This window comes from Paenibacillus sp. PAMC 26794 (assembly GCF_000316035.1).
Lineage (GTDB): Bacteria > Bacillota > Bacilli > Paenibacillales > Paenibacillaceae > Paenibacillus.
The window spans coordinates 35,917-57,957 of record NZ_ANHX01000041.1 but is presented as its reverse complement, the minus strand read 5'-3'; the positions used below and the strand labels follow the sequence as shown (position 1 = coordinate 57,957).

Genomic DNA, 22,041 nt, shown 5'->3' with positions numbered 1-22,041 from the left:
TTTTATGAAATTATTTAAACTGCCAATTATTCTTTGTGTTATAGTACTTTTATCTATTGTCTCAGCTTGTGGTGCGGATGATATAATACACGGAAAGAGCGATAACTGGGATGTTTCTCTACAGAGATCAACAGGGAACTATAGTATTACTTATATAGGTGATGAAAAGCGTATAAAGGATTTTGTGTTTGACCTTACGGGCAATAATATAGACCAGCAAGGGAAAGCGCTGGAAGAACAAGAGGTACCATTCAGTATGTCGGGAACGATTACTGATGCGGAGAAAACGAAAGACCCGATTACCTTTAAAATGAGTTGGAACAATCAAAGCGAGATTGTAACGTTTGAGTAACTCTCGCATTCGGGAGGTGTTCATCGTTGGTTTGGTGGCAATTACTGAATCACTTCTATAGTACATATCACTCGTTAGGCCGTTCCTTCATGGAGCGGCCTTTTTGCACAATCGCATCTTATTTCGCAACAGTTATTTCAAAAGTAGAGTGCTCAGAATCCTGTACGCTGAAGCGATATTCTAATCCGTTGCGAATAGTCGCTCCATCAAAATCAGACTGATCCACATCACGATCCAATAGACCGATATCCTGGATGACATCTTGTGCATCGTTATACGAGTACTCACTATTAGTTGTGAGAATGAGTGTAGCGATAGCAGTCAAAAAAACTCCACCTGTTGGTTCGCTCGTATCACCAGTTGCGTATAACCTGACTTCCTGAATGCTCTCATCTGCATTCACTGCACCAACCAAGCGCAATTCGTCATTGAATACATACTCGAAAGTGCCAGTGCCCTGCGCGGAAGAGTCTTTCATATTCAAGGGGGTAATACTCAAACCATTCAGTCGGTATTTGCCCACGGCGCCATTAAACTTGTTTTTAAACTCTTCTGTAGTCATGTGGAAGCCAGAGAGTTCAATCTGGGATGAAGGGGTCTGATCTATTTCAGACTGTGTAGAGTTTGAAGATAAAGTTAGCATCCCATACAAACCTATTGAAGCAATCGCAAAACAGGCCGTCGTTAGAAAAATATATCTGATCGGCAACCTATTACCTTTGCGAATAGATAAGATCATCAGAACAACAAATACCAAGAAAGCAATAAAGCCAAGAATGAAGAGAGCGGTAAACAGATATTGCAAAGTCTCACCTCGTAATAGAGTAATAGCTGGTAAAAATCTTTCTTGCACCTCATTCATTATAATGTTCCCATGGAAAACTTCAAACTCATACTACGCGCCACTCCACAAAAAAAACACTGCCGGCATACTGCCAGCAGTGCTTGCTTGATGTTATACAGGTCTTACCGTAAAGGTGAAGTGATACGCGCGGTTGGCTGGCAAGGTGTACTCAGCGTGGGTACGTGCGCCCCAGCTGTCATCTCCGCCAACACCCATTTGTTTGTAATTAATGCGAGCGACAGTCTGTGTGCTCTGAGGCAATTTGTACACATGGTCGTTTGCTTCCAGTTCCTCCGGTGTCCACGGCAACGCATTGATTTCAAATGGTATGGTGGCTTCAACATGAAGGCCAAGCTGACCATCCGCTGACGTAATTTCAGCAAAGCGTACATCCGTTTTGTTACCACACTCTTGTGGTTTCAGATAAGGTACGAATTGATCTCGAACTGCACCTGTGTAATAGCCGAGACGTGCGCTGGTTAGACGGTCTGCATAGTTGTCATGCGGTCCTCTGCCGTACCAGGAAATGGTATCCAAACTGTTATTCAGTTGCAGCAGCATACCGAATTCCGGTAGATCGGGTAGGCCCACACCTGGAATAAGGGTTTGACTGATTTCCAATACGCCATCCGAATCAATTCGGTATGTGATGGACAGCGTACATCCCGGATGTGAATCCCACGTATAATCGGTCTTCACGAGAATACCTTGTTCGTCTGCATGGTGCTCGAAGCGAATTAATCTGCTGGTAGCGTGAGCATCTCTCCAGAACGCAGAACGCTCATTCAGGCGGTTCCCCATATCGTTGTCTGTCATGGCTCGCCAGAAATTCGGTCGGACGGGTGCGAGCAATTGTTCCTGATTGTTAATTTGATAGGACGTTAACGCGCCAGTAGCTGGATTGAAGCTCAAGTTGACTTGGCCTGTAGTCACTTTCAATTCATCTTGCAGATCCTGTACCTGCGGCGCATTGCCTTGTCCTTGGTGTACCGCTTGGATTGGACGCAATCGCGGAGATACCACGAATTGATCCCAGGCAATCTCATGACCTACTCCTGCCCATTTGGTTGCCACTTTGGTGACCAGAGATACAGTCAGCACCGCTTCCTGGAACAAATCGGATGATAGCGTGTACGGGATTCGGACTTCAACCGATTCGCCAGGAGGTACCGCGATATCTAACGTGCCGTTCTCTACGGATACACCATCGTGTGTTACTGTCCATACGAGCGAATATTCGCTCAGATCCGTGAACAGGAACTGGTTTTTGATGCGCAGCAGGCCGTCTTTGACATCAACGGCTTCCATACGAACGTTCTGATAACATTTCTTCACTTCTTCCAGCTTCGGTGTGACCGTCTTATCGGCAAGAATCAATCCGTTCCCGCAGAAATTGCCATCATGAGGGGATTCACCGAAATCGCCGCCATAAGCAAAATATTCTACACCGTCTGCCGTAGTGGTACGAATGGACTGATCGACCCAGTCCCAGATGAATGCACCCTGCAACACATCATATTTATCGAACAACTCCCAATACAGATGCAGACCTCCACAGGAGTTACCCATGGCATGGCTGTATTCGCAGATAATATAAGGCTTCTTAGGTCCCTTCATGCGCGCGTATTGCTCCACATCTTGTGGGCTGATATACATTGTCGATTCAATATCACTTGCCGAATCAGAAGGGCGATAATGGAAGGTGCCTTCATAATGAACGAGACGGGTTGGATCGACTTGTTTCAGATAATCGTACATGGCGATGAAGTTATCACCGCCGAAGGATTCATTACCCAGAGACCAGATAATCACGGACGCATGGTTTTTGTCCCGCTGGAACATCGAGTTACAGCGATCTATGACGTTATTACGCCATTCCGGCTTGCTCGCGGGAATATTGTTCTCGTTCATTTCCTTTTGCCCATATTCCCAGGTACCGTGAGTTTCCAGATTCGTTTCGTCAATGACATAAAGGCCATATTCATCACACAGTTCGTACCAGAGTGACTGATTCGGATAATGGGATGTGCGCACCGCGTTAACGTTATAGGACTTCATCAGCTCGATGTCACGGATCATGTCTTCCCGCCCAATGGCTCGACCCTTATCCGGGGAAAATTCATGACGATTCACGCCTTTGAACACAATGCGTTTGCCATTGATTTGCATCAGGCCGTCCTTCAGTTCAAACTTGCGGAATCCGATCCGGCTGCGGACAGCCTCGAGCGTTTCGCCTGATTCATCTTGAATGGACAGCACAAGTGTATACAGATTAGGGGACTCAGCGCTCCATAGAAGCGGCTTCATAACCTCTGCTGACAACTGGAATGAAAGTTCATCCTCGCCCTGGAAAGTAACGGCCGCAGTAAGTGGTTGCTTCAGTACAGTCTGCTGTTGTGCATCATAGAGCTGCGCCTGAACGGACAATCCGGCAGTGTTCTGCGCGGCATTATGATTAAATAACTTCAGGTCCAGCAGTAGCTCCGCATCCTGGTACGCGTCATCCAGTTCAGTACGAACAAAGAAATCGGCGACCTGAACCGGTGAAGGTGAATGCAGGTATACACCACGGAAGATTCCGCTTAACCGCCAGAAATCCTGATTCTCCAGCCAGCTCGCATCGCACCAACGATATACCTCCACAGCGAGCTTGTTCTCACCTTCCGTTAGATACGAAGTGATATCGAATTCTGCGGGCGTGAACGTGTCTTCACTATAACCGACGAGTTCCCCGTTGACCCATACATAAAAGGCGGATTCAACACCCTCGAAGTGCAGCAGGACAGGACGGTCTTTCCAGTCAGCAGGAACAGTAAACGTGCGGATGTACGAACCCACCGGATTATAAGTTGTTGGTGCAAATGGTGGCTTTAATTCAGGCTCACGCTCGACCCACGGATACGTCATATTTGTATAGTGGGGATAATCGTAACCTTGCAGCTGCCAGTTGGAAGGAACGGCGATTTCGTCCCAGTCACTGGCATCATAGTTGTTCTCATAAAAGGATGTAATCCGTTGCTCCGGTGTCTCCGCAAAGGCAAACTTCCATTGACCATTCAGTGATTCGTACCATGGCGATGCGCTGGAATCATTGGACAATGCTTCTGTTATAGATGGAAACGCTACCATAGACGCATGTGCGGGTAGACGGTTTACTTGAAAAGTCTCGGGATTATTGTTCCATTCCGGGTATCCATTGGCCGGAGGGGTGTGTACCAGTTTCTTTCGCATAACAGCAACTCCTTCTGAAATGTTATAATATTGTCATTATAGAATTGAATGATGACTTAGAGAATAAAGAATATTGCCCATATATATCACAATATGAAACTAACGATGGAGAAAGTGGTGTACTGGATGGATACCCGGATTTTTTTTGGTAAAACAGAAGAAGCTGCTCGTCTGCCGATCTATATGACCACGGTTGGTTACTGGGAACACCAATATGAAACCGAGCGTCCAGAGGGATTCCCGGATTATCAGATCCACCAGATTATTCATGGTCAGGGGAGACTGATTCTACAAGAAGACGAGTATATCGTCGGACCGGGTAACGTTTTCTTTCTGTATCCCGATGTTCCGCATCGATATATGCCCATCAGTGACCGCTGGGAGCTGGCGTGGGTCTCGTTTCAGGGGAGAGAGGCTAGCCAGTTATTATCTTATGCGGGGATAACCGGTTCACGCGTATGCAGACTCAGGACAGCAACGCTGCTGCGTGGCCTGGAGCAACTTCTGGTTAGAGGAGAGAATGGCGGTGATACGGATTATGCTGATTACGATGTTGAATGCTCCAAACAATTATATGCCCTGCTGTTGGATCTGAAGCCACTGCTCATCGCATCCGCCAATTATAATGATGAACTGGAGCGCTTGAAGCCTGTGCTGCGTTATATCGCAGAGCATCTGGATCGTTCACTTTCGCTGAAAGAACTGGCCGATGTGGCTGTGGTATCTCCCCAATATTTGTGCAGGCTGTTTCAGAGGGCACTCCATACCAGACCTGTATTTTACGTGAACCAGGAACGGATCAATCGAAGCAAACAACTTATGTTCAGTGAGAGAGAGCTTCGAATATATGAAGTAGCTGATCGGGTGGGTTACGAGAACGCCAGTTATTTCTGTGCGATGTTCAAAAGGCATACAGGCATGAGTCCGGAGCGTTTTCGCAAACTGCACGGACTGAATTGAAAGTCTGAATGCTGTTATTCATTTTGAATTTTGATCTGTTATTCATCCCAATTTCAGTTTCCATTAAGGTTGGGAAGGTAAGATAAGTCTTGTAAACCCCTTCTCGTGTTAAATAGATGTGTGACTGGCCCTATCGGATTGTCCTCCGGTAGGGCACTTTTTTTTCTTCATTTCTACGGTTGATGGTATGATAGATGAATACATAATGTGTAACCAACTCTAGTGACCGGAGGATGGAATTGTGGATCACAGCTTGCACCCGTTGTTTAAACCTATTCAGATGAATGGAACGTATCCTAACAGTTATTATGTTGAGAAAATACCTGCTGCCGGTCTGATGGCTTATGTGGCCTGTTATTGGGAATCAGGATCTCTTCCGAACACACATGCGGATGTTACTAAGAGAGAAGGTCCGGAGCGATCGATGACGACGGTACCTGCCCGGGTATTGCCGGATGGTTGCACGGACATGCTGATTACATACGACCCAGTCTGTTCAGAGCACTCCTATGCTTACTGTGGCAATTATACACAGCCGTTCGCTGTACCTGAGCCATCCGATGATGGTTCCCCTGCTGGAGACTACACCTTTGGTGTCCGGTTCTTCCCGGGTGGAGCGCATGTCTTCCATGGCATGCCTCTGGAGTGGTTTACGGATAAGCGAATTGCCCTTCAGGAATGTTGGCCGGAGAAGCTGAACGAGCTTCAGGAACGGATGGCCGAAACGAATCATTTTGCAGAGCGAGTAGAGGTTATGAATGCGTACTTGAGTCCGTTGCCCGTGCAGACAAGCACATCTGAGAATGATCTGATGAAAAACGTGCTGCACCGCATCTTTATAGATGGGGGACGTATGACTGTCCAAGAGCTGGCGATGCGTGAAGTGATTAGTGAGCGGCAGTTGCATCGCAAGTTCTCGGAATGGGTCGGAATCAGCCCCAAACGATTCAGTGAGGTGGTTCGTTTTCATCGTGTACTGAGCGATATTCATCAGGGGAACACGGCAGACTGGGCAATGCTAGCCCAGAATCATGGTTTTTTTGACCAAGCCCATCTGATTCGGCAATTTCGCAGGTTTTATGGAGAGACTCCGTTGACGGCAGCCAGGGAGCATAACAGGACGTTGTCCGATTTGTACAATAGATCTGTAGCACCTTCGGTTATACTGAAGTCGTGAGAATAAAAGATAAGGGAGACATCATATATGAATGGAACATTGCAGATTCGGGATCACTTGTTAAATGAATTGGAAACAGGCGTACGGACGGGGGCTTCGTTAATTCGCTTGATCCGTTCGGAGGATTGGTCGTATCGTCCACAGGAGAATATGCGTTCATTGGTGGAGCTAGTACATCACTTTATCCAGATCACGGCATCGGATCTTGCCATTATGCAGGAAAAAGGTGAAGCTGAGGTTGGGCTGGTGGAGAATAGCCTGTCGGGGACCCAGGATATCGAGAAGCTTGAAGCAACGTTATGGAGCAATTTGGAATCCTACAAAGCCTATATCACGGGATTGAGTGAAGATGACTTTTTGAATCGTTCAACGAAAGCTTTTTATATGGAACATGGTCACTTGCAGGTTCAATGGCAGATTGAAACGGTAACGCATGTATTCCATCACCGTTCGCAGCTGTATAACTATCTCAAGCAGCAGGGCCATGAACTGAACTTTTTCATGTTGTATGCGTAATTAAACCTGTAATATTAAAGTAAGCTTAGTTGGCTCCACCGGATGGTCCGGTGGAGCTTTTTTTGCGTACAGTCGTCTATCAATCTATGAAGTCTATTAAAATTGGACATTATGACGCTGGTAATTCACCGTTGCTTTAATAGATTTCAAGCATAGAATACCTTATCAAAGCAAAAGGAGGTGATTTGAAATGGCCATCATTTCTCACAACCTTCCAGCTGGAGTGGGCAAGTCCTTCTATGAAAATCTGTCTGGAGGCGCCAATGCGACCGTTGCGGTAAACAATTTCGGACCCGCTGCGGTATCGCTCGTTATCACTCGAGTCGACGCACCAGTCGTAACGTATGTCATTCCAGTGAACAGCGGCCTTATCATCACAGCAAGCGGCGTTCTGGTTTTCGCTTTGCTCGCGAACCAGGGCGGAGATGCTATAGGAACGATTGAAGTTATTTTGTCGTAATCCTGATCGTTGTAGCTTGTAGAGACCTCTGTCCGACATTGTCGGCGGGGTCTCTTTGATAGAAGTGTAATATGGAGAGCAGGCTTTTGTACTATAATATTTATACATATTGTTTACTGGCAACCTCATGCGATTAATCTATAGTATAGACAGGTATAGGCAGCACACTGAGATGTGTTGGAAAAACGGGAGGTTAGTGGATGATGAACAGAACAATCTTATTTGAAACCGAACGGTTGGAATGTGCGACGTGGAACGAAGGGGACCGTGCGCTGGCGTTTGCATTGTGGGGCGATCATGAGGTTGCCAAATGGATTAGCAGCAATGGGTCACTGAGCGAGGATGAAGTAGAGGCGCGATTAACACAGGAAATTCAAAGGCAGAAGGAAGCAGGGGTGCAATATTGGCCCCTTTTTGAGAAAGAGTCGGAGGTGTTTGTCGGTTGCTGTGGCCTGCGTCCGTATTCTCCAGAAGAGGAGATCTATGAATTGGGATTTCATCTAACCCGGGATCACTGGGGCAAAGGGTATGCGCAGGAAGCGGCGCGGGCGGTAATTGGTTATGCCTTTGACAAAATGAACGTGAAGGCACTGTTTGCCGGGCATCATCCGGATAATGAAGTGTCACGTCACATCTTGATCAAGCTGGGATTTGAGTATACAGGTGATGAACGTTATGAACCGACAGGAAAGATGCATCCATCGTATGTGCTGCGAAAATAAGAAACCCCCGACCAATGAAGGACAGGGATTGGGTGAGTCTTGATCCGAATACCATGTTGTTCTCAATGGGCGCAGATGAGATTGAGGGCATCTGGTTTCCTCTTTTTTATAGAGCTAGTTCATTCGAAACAATACGATGTGCGGTGACGATTTGCCCGGTGCTGTCTTTTCCCCACACTGAAATTTCAGTTGATGCAGCTGCGCCTCCACCCGTTGTGAATACATATTCGTATCCATCCAGGTTGGCATAGTAGGTTTGAGAGAAGACTTGCCCGGGGGTCAGATTAACGGATTGCAGCACATATAAGGTCCTCGTTCCATTCAGGAAATAACCTTCAATGAGTACATTGGACGTATTGATGGAATCGGTGTTGACCATTTTGATGGTGACCTGTTGTGTAGGTCTGCTGCCACCGGAGAGGTTGTTCTCGATCGGGCCTGTAGAAAGGACTGCCATAGGTCCATCTCCTTTTTTTATGAATGTCTTTTCCTGAGAAAAGCTAGAATAGCATATGTTAGAATTGACGAAAGCGTTTGGACAGAGAGATATATGTACTGAATGAAAAGGAGTGACTGAATCTTCTGTCCAAAGGGGATATATGTTTTCATGCTTTTTTTATTTCGCTTTCAGCTTCTATTAAGGTAGCGGAGGTAAGATAAGTCTTGTAAACCCCTTCTCGTGTTAAATAGATGTGTGACTGACCCCGCCGGGCGCCGGTGGGGTATTTTTTTGTTTGATTTTCAAATAAACAAAACTAAACAAAAGTAAATAAAAGTATATTTCTGTGTTTGTTATTGACTATCAAAGATAAACAAAGGTATAATGAATGTGAAATAAGGAACTTACTATGTGCGTGGCAAGCCATTTGATTTTCAATATAAGGAGAGATTGATCATGAACGTGACCCTTACCAATGAGACAACGCAGGCTGCAGGTTTCCATATCCCATTTGTCCGTGAGATGGCCGAAATTACACAACATATGTGGAAAAATGGCTGGGATGAGCGAAATGGTGGTAATGTCAGCTATCTGCTGGAGGAAGAGGAAGTAACCAAATATATCGATATCCATCATGTGATTCGCAAGATCAAACCGGCATTTTCGGTGCAAGAGCTGGCAGGCAAGTATTTTATCGTGACCGCATCGGGGAAATATTTCAAAAATGTACTCGCTGATCCGGAGAGTAATCTGGGGTTGCTACGTGTATCGCAAGATGGACAGGAGCTGGAAGTGCTCTGGGGATTGAAGTCGGGGGCGAATCCAACGAGTGAGTTGCCTACGCATTTTATGAGCCATATCGAACGTTTGAAATTGGACCCGAACCACCGGGTTGTCATGCACAACCATGCCACTCATGTATTGGCTATGACGTTTATCCACGAATTGGATGAGGCAAAATTCACCAAGACCCTCTGGCAGATGTGCACGGAGTGTGTGGTTGTATTCCCGGATGGAATTGGTATTATTCCTTGGATGATTCCTGGATCGAACGAGATTGGCCGCGAAACGGCTGAGAAAATGAAAGAATACCACGCGGTCATCTGGCCGCAACATGGCATATTCGGAACAGGTACAACGGTTGACGAGGCTTTTGGTCTGATTGAAACGATTGAGAAGGCAGCCCAAGTGTATATGCTGGTTGCTGGTCACGAGATCCGGCAGAGAATTACGGAAGAGCAGCTGATCACACTGGCGCAAGCGTTCGGTGTTACCCCTCGTCCCGGCATTCTGGGCATGAATTTGTAACAAATTAATCCAGGGAGAATAACAAGGTAAGGTTTGTTCTGATTGCGCAGTTGTCTAAGTAGGAAATCAATCATTTGACAGAAAAAACAGGTAGTGGTCTTCGGTTCAATGAACGGAAGGTCATTTCCTGTTTTTTGACTAATAAACGTCGTTTTGGTTCAAAATAGTTCAAATTGCTGAACAAGAATGGCTTTGTTATCGATTATTGAATCGTAGAATGCATTATCACGCGCTGGCGAATTTCGGGTGAAATGACGTATTGTCAATGGCTCTGCGATTTTGCATAATAACAATGCTTCACAGATGTTAGACGGAAGGAAGTTATGATCATGCTTGGCAAAATGAAGAGAATCTTAATAGGCAAGCCAATGAAATCGGCTGAACTGGATGGAGAAAAATTGGGGAAATGGAAGGCGCTCGCCATCCTGTCCTCGGATGCCCTATCGTCCGTTGCCTACGGTACGGAACAGATTTTGCTGGTGCTCGTTGCGGCCGGATTCGCCGCCCTGTGGTACTCTGTTCCGATTTCCATCGCCGTACTGGGATTACTCGTCATATTAATTTTTTCCTATCGCCAGACGATATTTGCTTATCCAACAGGGGGCGGCGCTTATATCGTAGCCAAGGATAACCTGGGTACAACATCCAGTCTGATTGCCGGAGGATCTCTGCTGGTTGATTATATTTTGACCGTTGCGGTAAGTTCGTCGGCAGGGGCGGATGCCATTACGTCGGCTTTTCCTATGCTGCATGACTACAGTGTTGTGATTGCTCTGATTATGATTGTTTTTCTAACGATTATGAATTTGCGGGGAGTGACGGAGTCAGCGTCTGTGCTGGCGATCCCCATCTATCTGTTTATCTTTTCGATTGCGGTTCTGATTATCTCGGGCGGAATCAAATTTCTTGCCGGGGGAATGGAAGCAGCTGCACCTGAATTCGGAACAAGTCTATCCCATGTGAGTATGTTTCTGTTATTGAAAGCATTCAGTTCCGGTTGTTCGGCCTTGACTGGCGTGGAAGCGGTAAGTAACGCAATCCCGAATTTCAAGCAGCCTGCCGAGAAAAATGCCGCGGGAACGTTATTGCTCATGGGTTGTATATTAGGAGCCATGTTCATTGGCATCACGTTGCTGGCTTTCGGTTATGGGGTGAAGCCTGACCCCAAAGCAACGGTCATTTCCCAGATTGCTGAAGCGACGTTTGGCAGGGGCACGATGTATTTTATCATCCAGGGTGTAACGGCACTGATCCTGTTCTTGGCAGCCAACACAGCATATTCCGCTTTTCCGCTGTTATCCTTCATGATGGCAAAGGATAAATACATGCCGCATGCATTTATGGTCAGAGGAGACCGCCTTGGTTTCTCAAACGGGATCATTTTTCTCAGTGTGATGTCAGCGCTGTTAGTGGTCGGGTTCAAAGGAAATACGGAAAGCCTGATTCCGCTCTATGCGGTAGGGGTGTTCATTCCATTTACGCTGTCACAGCTTGGTATGATGATTCGCTGGATCAAAGTCAAGCCGTCTGGCTGGCAGATGAAGTTGCTGGTCAATACCGTCGGTATGCTGACTACACTATCGATTACCCTGATCTTTATTTTCACCAAGTTCACGCAGACATGGGTCATCTTTATCTTTTTGCCGTTCGTTGTGTATGTGTTCATGCGTATTCACCGTCACTATTGCAACATTGCCGATGAGCTGCGGATTGATATTCAGGTCGATAAGCCAGCCAAAAAAGGCAATACCATAGTCATTCCTGTTGCGGGCATTACCCGGGTCGTTATGAATACAATCAGTTACGCCCAGACGATGTCGGATCACGTGGTCGCGCTGTACATTGGCTTCGATGATGAGGCGATACGCAAGATGGAGCAGAAGTGGGAAGAATGGAATCCAGGTGTTCGTCTGGTCGTGATCAAATCGAGATACCGTAGCATTATGGGGCCGCTCAAGAAATTCATTGATACGGTAGAGTGGAAAACGGCCGAGACCGATCACATCACTATATTAATCCCGCAATTCATCACCAAGCACTGGTGGCAAAATGTACTGCACAACCAGACCAGCTTCATGATCCGGGCCTATCTGATCAATTACAAAGACGTGATTGTCACCACGGTGCCATATCATCTTAATCGTTAACTCGAATGGTTAATCGCTTTACCTCGTTTGGAAGATTTACAGATTATTGTAAAATGAGTCGCTTTTAATAAATAGGCATACGTTCATATTCCATTTACACATCAAACCGCAGGGATATCTCCAAACAGGGGAGTTCTTGCGGTTTTTTGTGATGAAATCCGGTTTGGATACCGCTTTCGAATGGATACACATTTGCGTAAAGTCCCTTGTCCATGATTAACGTTACGTTGATTCAGAATGAATTTTGCTGTGACATTCGACTCTTACACTAGATAACGTGGTGCTGAAGTTGATGTAACATTTCACACACACTGAATGCGTGAATCAAGGGGGAAGAAAATCCGATGAGTGAGCTTGATAACCGGATCAGCTTGCCCGCCGCTAAACGGCGCGTATCCGGTGCGAGTGAGCGCCGGACAGTCTCGCTGCGTGTGCAGCGAATGCGGGAGAATATGCTGGCCTATGGTTTCCTGGCACCATCGCTGCTTTTGTTTGCAGTGTTTCTGTTTTACCCGATGTTTAAGTCCGTGTATCTGAGTCTTCATTCCACAGATCCGACGGGACAGATTGCGGCTTATGTAGGACTGGATAACTTCAAGGTGGTGTTCCAATCAGGACTGTTTATGCAAGGGATGAGAGTGACATTATTATTTGTCCTGTTTACAGTGCCCACGGGTATGCTGGCTGCTCTGATTCTGGCTGCACTGACCCACAACCGGTTCAAGGGAATGCGTGTATTCCAATTTGTGTTCTCTCTGCCCGTGGTATTATCCGTCGGTTCGTCAGCGGTCATCTGGAAGTTTCTATTCCATCCGACCCTGGGCATGTTGAATTATCTGCTTGGCAAAGTAGGTATCGATCCAATCCCTTGGCTTACCAGCCCGGATTGGGCATTGATCTCGATCTCCATCATGACGATCTGGATGAATCTTGGATTCAACTACATTATTCTATCCAGTGGTTTGGCGGGCATCCCAGATGAGATCTACGAGAGTGCCAAAATTGACGGCGCAGGACCGGTACTTACTTTTCGCAAAATCTCGATGCCGCTCCTGTCACCAACGTTATTCTTTGTTACGGTCGTATCGATCATTGGCGCTTTTCAATCGTTTGGTCAGATCAACATTCTAACCCGGGGTGGCCCAATGGACAGTACAAATGTTTTTGTCTATTCCATCTATCAGGAAGCCTTTGTTAATTTCCGGTTTGGTACAGGTAGTGCACAGGCACTGATCCTGTTCGTGGTGATTATGCTGCTGACCCTGATCCAGTTCAAATGGGTAGAAAGGAAAGTGCATTACCAATGAGTACGACATGGACCAAAACGCTGTTGTATGGATTACTGACGATCTGTGCAGCGCTTGTATTGTATCCGGTGATGTACACCTTTTTCATGGCCGTCATGACGCCGGAAGATGCGAGTGCTTATCCGCCGCATATCATTCCAAATTCAATCGATCTGTCCAACTTTAGCGAAGTATTTGATATTGTTCCGATCGGTCGATTTATCGGCAATACCTTTCTTGTCGCAGGACTGACAACGCTTGGTCAACTGATTACAGCGAGTATGGCAGCCTATGCTTTTGCGAAAATGCAGTTCAAAGGCAAAAACGTCATCTTCAGCATGTTTGTCGCAACGATGATGATTCCATGGGAAGTGACGATGATCCCAAATTACCTGACAGTTCGCAGCTGGGGCTGGCTGGATAGTTACCAGGGGCTTACCGTGCCGTTTCTGGCAACGGCGTTTGGTACATTCCTGCTAAGACAGTTCTTCATGCAACTACCCAAGGAATTGTTCGAGGCGGCGAGGATCGACGGTTGTGGTCATATTCGCTATTTCATATCGCACGTCTTGCCTTTGTCCCGTCCGGCACTGGGTACACTGGCAATCTATTCATTCTTAAGCATGTACAATTCGTATCTCTGGCCGCTGCTGGTGACAAATACACCGGAAATGAGAACCGCACAGATCGGAATCTCGATGCTGGAGTTTCAGGAATCCACAGCATGGAATCTGGTATTTGCCGGAACAGCCATGGTCATTCTACCATCCTTACTGTTATTGATTTTCGGGTTGAAACAGCTTGTCCGCGGAATGGCCGCAGGCGCGCTGAAGGGGTAAGAGGGGGTAAGTAGAGTAAATTTTAATACTATTTAATTGAAGTGGAAGTTCTGAAGGTTTTGATCAAAGATTTTGATTTAGAGGTTTTGAATTAAACCTTGTATCTTCGTACAAGGTCTACGGTTTTAGATACCAGGAGCGAATAAAATGAGGCTCGTACTTGAAATAAGATGCTGAAATGAACGACGGTAGTAGTGGAGGGGACGAAATCGATTCTGAAGAAGCGAAGCGTTCGCCTTTATCCCCGGATTTTCCCCTTTTAAGGGGAGAATGAAAAAAATCCGGGGGTAACAGCGATCAAAAGAACGATTCATATCCGGAACGGCCACCTTGCAGCACCCAAAGCACTTATGTTGAAGCGAGCCATATAAAAGGAGAGCGATTTCGTTTGAAAAAAAGAGGAACATTCGCATTAATGCTGGCTGCACTCATGTTGGTCATCTCCGCTTGCGGAACAAAAGCAGAAACGAGCAGCCCGGCAAGTGGAGCTCAAGCAGAAGCTGCTGCAGCTGAAACAACACAATTGACGTGGTGGCATTCCATGTCTGGCGCTGGAGAGAAAGCCATTAACCAACTCGCTTCCGACTTTAATGCTAGCCATCCCGACATTCAGGTGAAGCCCATCTATCAAGGGAAGTACGATGAAAGTCTGAACAAACTCAAAGCATCCATGGGCTCAGACAGCGGTCCAGACATTATCCAGGTCTACGAGATCGGTAGCAAGTTCATGAATGATTCGGGCATGATTACACCAGTACAACAGTTCATCGACAAGGATCAGTTCGACCTGTCCCAACTGGAGCCAAACATCATCCGATACTATACCATCGATGGCAAATTGAACGCGATGCCGTTTAACACATCCAACCCGATCCTGTACTACAACAAGGATATGTTCAAAGCAGCAGGTCTGGACCCGGAGAACCCGCCGAAAACATACGAAGAGTTTGAGCAAGCAGCAAAAGCACTGGCGAAAGACGGTAAGCCAGGTGCATCCATGGCGATCTACGGCTGGTTTATGGAACAGTTCTTCGCGAACCAGAATGCAGATTATGTAAACAATGGAAACGGAAGAACCGAGGCGGCTACAGAGTCCCTGTTGAACTCCGAAGCTGGAGTGAAGACATTAACGTGGTGGAAAAAGATGATTGATGAGAAGACTCTCTCTAATCTGGGACGTAGCACAGACGATACAACAACAGCATTTACCGCTCAGCAAATCGGTATGACCCTCGATTCCACGGCTGGCCTACGCAAAATCGTAGAAGGTTCAGGTGGCAAGTTTGAACTGGGAACAGGTTTCCTGCCTCGTCCAGCGGATGCCAAAGAAGGCGGCGTTGTAGTGGGTGGAGCGAGCTTGTACATCATGAACAACAAATCAGAAGCTCAACAGCAAGCAGCATGGGAATTCATCAAGTACTTGGCTACACCAGAGGTACAAGCGAACTGGAGTGTTGCGACAGGATACTTCCCTATTACGACAGCAGCCTACAATGAGCAAGTATTAAAGGATAATATGGCGAAGTACCCGCAATTCCAGACAGCAGTCGATCAATTGCACGCTTCCGCGGATTCGACAGCAACATCCGGGGCATTAATGGGTGTATTCCCAGAAGCCAGACAACTTGTCGAAGGAGCGATTGAAACGGTCCTGAATGGACAAGGTACACCACAGGAAGCATTGGATGCAGCAGCTAAACAAATTACAGACAAGATTGCGCAATATAATAGTACGGTGAAGAAATAATTTAATTCATATCAATGTTGAATGCAGTGATTAAACTGCATTCAATTTTTTTTGTTTTACTAAAGAGAAAGACTAACATTTTTTGTTAATGATTCCGAAAATAAAATAGGAAGCTGAAAGGGGTATCCCAATAAATAGATTCATGAAGAGAAATAGACATAATAAAAATAAGAAGGAGTACAAGTGAATGAAAAGAGTAACGGTTCTAATGATGGTATTTATGTTGTTGTTTGTCTCAAGTGTTTATGGGGAGGAACTTAAAGTTAAAAATATTGAACTCATCCCTAATACTACAGTTTCGGTCGGTTCTAAGATTAATCTTAATATAGTTGTTGTTTATGATGACGAATTCTCAATACATAGCGATAACGATCCATACTACAGAAGAAATACGGGTCTTTCGAAAACAGATTATACGATCAGTGAACCTCATATACTTCAAGTGCTGAGCACTGGGATGGTAAAGGTAACAGGTGTAGGTTCTTCAACAATTACTGTTAAAGTCGAAAATGTTGAAAGATCAGTTACCATCTCAGGTAGTTTGGATGAAGCGATTGATGGGGGATACATAAAAAATGGTGTGACTCTTGTTCCGATGAAAGAGGTATTCAAGGCACTGGGGGGGAGTGTTAATTATATTGCTCAACAAGGCACCTTCGACATTAAAGTTGGTTCTACCAGACTAACTCTCCCGAAAAATGGAACAAAGGCAACTTTAAATGGAGAGCCATTAACTCTCAAGTCACCACTACTTGTTCAAAATGGCGTAACTTTGTTTCCTGCTTCTGTTCTCTCAGATGCTTTGGATGGTGTATTGGCTTATAACTCCAAAGCTAAGCAGATGCAAATATCCATTGGTAAAGGAAAAATGACTATTAATATTGAACAACCTAAAAAACAAAACAGTGTAACAGCAGTAACCCCAACAAAAGGAAAACTTTATGCTGTGCCAGCTACTGGAGATATGAAAGGGTGGAGCATTCTCAAGGGTCATCCTTACGAAAAAAGCATCCGTGTGTACTTCAAAGTCAATGGGTCAACTGTACAAATATATACTAAGGATATAAGGAAGGTAGATCTGAATAAAAAAGTAACCTGGACCGATTTAGAGGGGAAAAAACACACGAATACGGTAAAACAGTTATATACTGTTTTTGGGGAATTAAGTAATGAATATACTAGTGATATACTGTATAAAATGTTTGGAAAAACATATTCAGACTGGATCGGGTCAACTTCACTGAATGCAGATCGATACGTTGACCAGTACTTGGAGCAACAAGGATTAATTGAACCATATGGAAGTAATATTACATTGACACCAGACACAGAAGTGTACTAATAGTCAGTCTATATCATCTCGAAAAAGTAAAATTAGTATTAATTTCAAAATATAATATTTTATAATATCCCACAAGAAAGTCTCTGAGAGTAATTGGAGATATTCTTGTGGTTTTTTTGATGTGGTTATATGTCTTTGTAGATTATCAAGAAATAATTAACATTCTATTAACTCATACTGATTTTGTACTTAATAGTTCTCTCTTATACTCAGGTAATGGGGTGATCTAAAGTGATCCGTACATATCGTTTTATCATGTGAAAATGCATGTCTCAAGACTCAGGTTTTAGTGGGTTTAAAGAAATGAGGACTGTCACTAAATGTCGAATTCGTATTAATATTCATTATAAATGTTAATTTAATTGACGTTAAATAACCTTATATCTAACACTTATATAACTTTAATAGGCTTGATAACGTGTTTTTTCGAAAAAGTAGTACTATTTATTCATTTTTATAGAGATTATTTTAGATATTGTGATATTAGTGTTCTGTTTTCTTTCATAACAAAGAAATTTTGTTTACACGAGCCTGTTCTTCAGTTATCTTATATTTGAACTAATGTACAAGATGGCTGAACAAATGATTATAATTTAAAAACATGGAGGTAAGTAAAAAATGCATGTTCTGCGAATGAAGAGGTTGCTCAGGTTGTTCCTGGCCATGGTCCTGCTCATCACAGGTGCAATTCCGGCTGGATTGTTCAGCAGTAAGGCAGCCGCTGCGGATGAGCCTTTAACTATTGCTCAAGCGATCGCTCGCAACAATGATGGATTACCGGGGACGGTGGAAGGATATGTTATTGGGTATTTTGATGGTTCAAAAAATAAACTGCAAACTATAGCTCCATTCAGTGGAGGTAGTAATTTTGGACTTGCGGACAATCCAGGTGAAACAGATTTAAATAAGATCTTTTCTGTTCAAATCCCTAATATTACTTCAGTACGAAATACGTTTGGATTGAATAGCAACCCTGAACTTCTTGGAAAGAAAGTTAGGGTAACCAATGGGACGCTAACTTCTTATCTCTCACTACCTGGCATCAAATACATTGACTCCTCTTCAACAACCTTCCAACTAATCGATGAGACACCTGAAACTAAAGTGGCAAGCGTCAGAGCTAATCCATCTTCTGGTGCTGTTCCAGAAGGAACGCAGGTTACATTGGAAACACCCACAGTCGGTGCAACCGTTTACTATAAGCAAAATACGGACGCTGATTATCTTCCCTATACCGTGCCCATTACAATAAATGATGCGATTCACATTGAAACCTACGCAGCCAAAGAGGGGATCGACAATAGTGATGTTACCAGTTTTGATTATACCCTTGTCGACACAACTCCTATTTCAATCTCAGATGCAAGAAAAGCAACTGAGAATACGACCGTTAGCGTTCAAGGCATTGTAACCTATAGCGAATTGTCCGGAAGTGTATCGAATCTGTATATTCAGGATAACGATGCCGGGATCGTTGTGCGCGGTAATGCTTCTGGTATAGAAGCTGGAGACCGGATTGAAGCCTATGGGCCAATTACGATTTACAATGGCCTTGTTCAGGTTGAAGCAAGCAAATCTGGATTTCAGGGTGGCTTTATTCGAAATGTTGAAAAGTCACAGGATCTACCTGTACCTGTACCGCTCAACTCATCTCATTTTGCTCCGAGTGCGGGAGGGAGCAAGGGTACTGGAGGGCAGTATGAAGGGATGCTTGTCGAAGTAAACAATATTACAGTGACAAAAAGCAACACGCCCACTTACACAGCGACAGATGAACATGGCGGGCAAATGCTGATTTATGCCAAAAACAGCCCGTCAGCTCTCTCCGTTGGCAAATCGTATCATAAAGTGACAGGAGTCTTGACTTACCATTCCACTTACGGTCTGGAGTTGATTCCTCGAACGGCGTCGGATATTCTGGAGGATTTGCTCTCTGTAACAGCGAGCACACCTTCCGGTGGTATTGTAAAAGGAACGGAAGTTACGTTGTCTTCCCCTTATGTAGGTGCCCAAATTTTCTATACACTGGACGGTTCTGAACCAACTGTGAATTCCATGAAATACACACAGCCTATTACGATTACTCAAAATCAAATCATTAAAGCTGTTGCCACTGCTGATAGCAGAGTAAGCACCATTTTTTCTTTTGAATATACTGCGGTGGATCGGGTGGATGGTGTACGTATTCACGAAATTCAGGGGGCAGGCCATTATTCCATCTATGATGGATTGAATGTACAGAATGTAGATGGAATTGTTACATCTCTAATTAACGCAGATTCATTCTATATGCAATCCATTCCTGGTCAGGAAGATGGAGATCCGGCAACTTCTGAGGGGATTTTAATCTATAAGAAAGATCATGGAATGAAAGTCAAGGACCAGGTAAAGGTTGCCGGCAAGGTGAAAGAGTATGCAGCAAGTGCAACAGACTTGCCAACCACTGAAATTGTAGCTTCTGAGATTACGTTGGAACAACCCGATGTTGGATTGCCACAATCCGTAATCATTGGAAAAGGTGGCCGCGTAATACCGAAAGTCATTGATTCGGATGGATTGGGCCAGTTTAACCCTGACGTGGATGCTATAGACTTTTATGAAAGTTTGGAAGGCATGCGTATTCAATTAGATGATGCTACTATTCTCGGACCTTATTCTTACAATCTTGGATTAGCAGTAACGGTAGACAACGAACCAAATGATTCATTGCAGACTCCGGCAGGAGGATTAATCTTACGTGGAGACGGAGCAGGAAAGTTTGAGAGTTCTCTAAATCCTCAACGTTTGTTCATTAATAAAAAAACTCCTCAAGCTGTGACAACGGGTGATAAATTTAGAGGATCCATTAAAGGTGTGCTTTCTTATTCGGGTGGTAATTATAAGGTTAACTTGGAAGGCGATTTGCCTCCGATTACGTCCGATGGTTTGAAACAAGTAACAACATCAATTGAGCCACAACAAGAAAAGCTGACTGTTGCCACGTTTAATGTCGAGAACTTCAGCAAAAAAGATGCAACACGAGCCAATAAAATCGGTAAAATTATCGTGGATAATCTGAAAACGCCAGACATATTAGGAATAATGGAAGTTCAGGATAACGATGGTGATGCCGACACGGGTACAACAGCGGCCGATGAGAGTTTTCAGACACTAATTGATGCAATCAAAGCGAATAAAGGACCCACATATCAATACAGTGAGATTGCTCCGGAAAATAATAAGGATGGCGGGGCACCAGGTGCCAACATTCGTGTAGGATTCCTGTATCAGCCGGACCGTGTATCGTTAGCTACTGGTGTTAGCAAAGGTAATGCCACGACAGCAATCGCAGTCAAAGCAGACGGTAGTCTCTCGGTTAATCCGGGGCGTATTGCACCAGGTGACGACGCATTTGCCAGTTCCCGCAAACCGCTCGCAGCAGAGTTTGAATTTAATGGTGAACGTGTGGTCGTTATCGCTAACCATTTCAATTCTAAGGGTGGAGATTTAGCCCCATTTGGAAATATTCAGCCTGTAACTCGCATTAGTGAAGTACAGCGTGCGCAGCAAGCAACGGTTGTCAATAAATTTGTCAATGAATTAATCAATAAAGACTCGGATGTAAATGTTGCTGTCCTCGGGGACTTTAATGACTTCCAGTTCTCGAAAACATTGAGCATTGTCGAAGGTAATGAATTGGACAATCTGGTAAACAAACTGCCTGAGAACAAGCGTTATTCCTATATTTATGACGGAAACTCTCAGACATTGGATCACATTTTGGTGAGTAAAAACCTGACGGATAACGCAGCCATTGAAGTGGTGCATGTGAATGCTGACTTTGAAACAGCAGATGGTCGAGTGAGCGATCATGATCCGTTGCTTGCACAATTAACCTTTATAGATAACGGAAATGGAAGCAATCCTGGTAATGGTGGCGGGAATAATGGAAGTAATCCGGGTAGTGGTAACAGTGGTGGAGGTTCTACAACACCTACTACACCTGTAACTCCAACCACACCAGTGGTAGACCTGAAGGACATTGGGAATCACTGGGCAGCAGCTGCTATTGAGCAGGCCATTTCCCGGGGAATTGTGAACGGGTATCAGGATGGTAACTTCCGTCCGAATGCACCAGCCACACGCGCCGAATTCATTGTTATGTTGGGCAGAGCATTTGAACTTCCAGCCAGCAACAAGGCATTGACGTTTAAGGATGCTGCCGGGATACCTGCATGGGCGCAATCCTTTATTGCTCAAGCAGTGGATCAAGGCATCATTAGTGGGTACACGGACGATACGTTCCGTTCATCGGGGAAAGTATCGCGGGTAGAGATGACGGTTATGCTCGTCAGAGCACTCGGCCTTCCAGTGGAGTCCAATCCGGCACTGAGTTTCGCGGATGCAGATAAAGTACCGGCGTGGGCTGTTCCATATATCGCTGCTGCGTATGATGCAGGACTGGTGAAGGGAACAGGCAAAAATATGTTTAACCCCCTCGCTGAGGCAACACGTGCTGAAGTGGTAACCTTGTTATTGGCGGCAAATGAATTTCAGGCGAAGTAATAAAGACTATTCAATCTTCCTATGAAAAGGAAGCCAAAACCAGTTTTAACCTGAAACGCTAAACTCCTTTACTCTAATGAAAACGGCTTGTAGACTTCCATCTGCAAGCTGTTTTTTTTACTAATT

At 44.9% G+C, this 22,041-nt stretch carries 16 protein-coding genes; 13 read left to right on the top strand and 3 right to left on the bottom strand.

All coding sequences use genetic code 11. The features are described from left to right. The first annotated feature begins 4 nt into the window (after positions 1–4). Positions 5–352 (top strand): hypothetical protein, encoded by a 348-nt coding sequence (locus tag D829_RS0116765; RefSeq protein ID WP_017690070.1) that lies wholly within the window; start codon positions 5–7, stop codon positions 350–352. 118 nt (positions 353–470) lie between these two features. Here D829_RS0116765 and D829_RS0116760 read toward each other — a convergent pair whose 3' ends face one another. Together D829_RS0116760 and D829_RS0116755 are read right to left on the bottom strand one after the other, a co-directional pair. Next, entirely contained in the window at positions 471–1,214 is a 744-nt protein-coding gene (locus D829_RS0116760) for a hypothetical protein (RefSeq protein ID WP_017690069.1), read from the bottom strand. 93 nt (positions 1,215–1,307) lie between these two features. Then, positions 1,308–4,427: a glycoside hydrolase family 2 TIM barrel-domain containing protein gene (locus tag D829_RS0116755; RefSeq protein WP_017690068.1), complete on the bottom strand. Its 3,120-nt coding sequence runs from the start codon at positions 4,425–4,427 to the stop codon at positions 1,308–1,310. A gap of 105 nt (positions 4,428–4,532) precedes the next feature. On the opposite strand from D829_RS0116755, the gene D829_RS0116750 reads away from it, so the two are divergent. From D829_RS0116750 to D829_RS0116730, 5 genes are all read left to right on the top strand, one after another. Beyond that, complete coding sequence (locus D829_RS0116750; RefSeq protein WP_241230787.1) at positions 4,533–5,387, top strand: AraC family transcriptional regulator; 855 nt, start codon at positions 4,533–4,535, stop codon at positions 5,385–5,387. 241 nt (positions 5,388–5,628) lie between these two features. Then, on the top strand, positions 5,629–6,564 hold the full coding sequence (locus D829_RS0116745; protein WP_017690066.1) for a helix-turn-helix domain-containing protein: 936 nt from the start codon (positions 5,629–5,631) through the stop codon (positions 6,562–6,564). 27 nt (positions 6,565–6,591) lie between these two features. After that, positions 6,592–7,080, top strand: a complete 489-nt coding sequence (locus D829_RS0116740) for a DinB family protein (protein ID WP_017690065.1) — start codon at positions 6,592–6,594, stop codon at positions 7,078–7,080. A 190-nt stretch (positions 7,081–7,270) separates the two neighbouring features. After that, positions 7,271–7,540, top strand: a complete 270-nt coding sequence (locus D829_RS0116735; RefSeq protein ID WP_017690064.1) for a hypothetical protein — start codon at positions 7,271–7,273, stop codon at positions 7,538–7,540. A 200-nt stretch (positions 7,541–7,740) separates the two neighbouring features. Further along, the gene (locus D829_RS0116730; RefSeq protein WP_017690063.1) at positions 7,741–8,262 is read left to right on the top strand and encodes a GNAT family N-acetyltransferase; all 522 of its coding nucleotides are present in this window, start codon (positions 7,741–7,743) and stop codon (positions 8,260–8,262) included. 106 nt (positions 8,263–8,368) lie between these two features. Here D829_RS0116730 and D829_RS0116725 read toward each other — a convergent pair whose 3' ends face one another. Continuing rightward, a complete protein-coding gene (locus D829_RS0116725) occupies positions 8,369–8,719 on the bottom strand; it encodes a hypothetical protein (protein WP_017690062.1) in 351 nt (116 codons plus the stop codon). Between the two features lie 438 nt (positions 8,720–9,157). Between D829_RS0116725 and rhaD the strand changes: the two genes are divergently transcribed. The 7 genes from rhaD to D829_RS31260 all read left to right on the top strand — a co-directional run bounded on the left by rhaD (position 9,158) and on the right by D829_RS31260 (position 21,915). Then, a complete protein-coding gene (gene rhaD / locus D829_RS0116720; protein ID WP_017690061.1) occupies positions 9,158–10,009 on the top strand; it encodes a rhamnulose-1-phosphate aldolase in 852 nt (283 codons plus the stop codon). 329 nt (positions 10,010–10,338) lie between these two features. Beyond that, positions 10,339–12,156, top strand: a complete 1,818-nt coding sequence (locus D829_RS0116715; RefSeq protein ID WP_017690060.1) for an APC family permease — start codon at positions 10,339–10,341, stop codon at positions 12,154–12,156. 344 nt (positions 12,157–12,500) lie between these two features. Beyond that, positions 12,501–13,463 (top strand): sugar ABC transporter permease, encoded by a 963-nt coding sequence (locus D829_RS0116710; RefSeq protein WP_017690059.1) that lies wholly within the window; start codon positions 12,501–12,503, stop codon positions 13,461–13,463. Then, on the top strand, positions 13,460–14,281 hold the full coding sequence (locus D829_RS0116705; RefSeq protein WP_017690058.1) for a carbohydrate ABC transporter permease: 822 nt from the start codon (positions 13,460–13,462) through the stop codon (positions 14,279–14,281). The genes D829_RS0116710 and D829_RS0116705 overlap by 4 nt, the downstream gene beginning before the upstream one ends. Before the next feature lie 415 nt (positions 14,282–14,696). Then, entirely contained in the window at positions 14,697–16,028 is a 1,332-nt protein-coding gene (locus D829_RS0116700) for an ABC transporter substrate-binding protein (protein WP_051153991.1), read from the top strand. Between the two features lie 187 nt (positions 16,029–16,215). Continuing rightward, positions 16,216–17,370 carry a copper amine oxidase N-terminal domain-containing protein gene (locus D829_RS31265; protein ID WP_017690056.1) on the top strand — a complete coding sequence of 385 codons (1,155 nt, stop codon included), beginning with the start codon at positions 16,216–16,218 and terminating at the stop codon, positions 17,368–17,370. Positions 17,371–17,988: 618 nt separating this feature from the next. Continuing rightward, a complete protein-coding gene (locus D829_RS31260) occupies positions 17,989–21,915 on the top strand; it encodes an S-layer homology domain-containing protein (RefSeq protein WP_017690055.1) in 3,927 nt (1,308 codons plus the stop codon). Positions 21,916–22,041 lie beyond the last annotated feature (126 nt).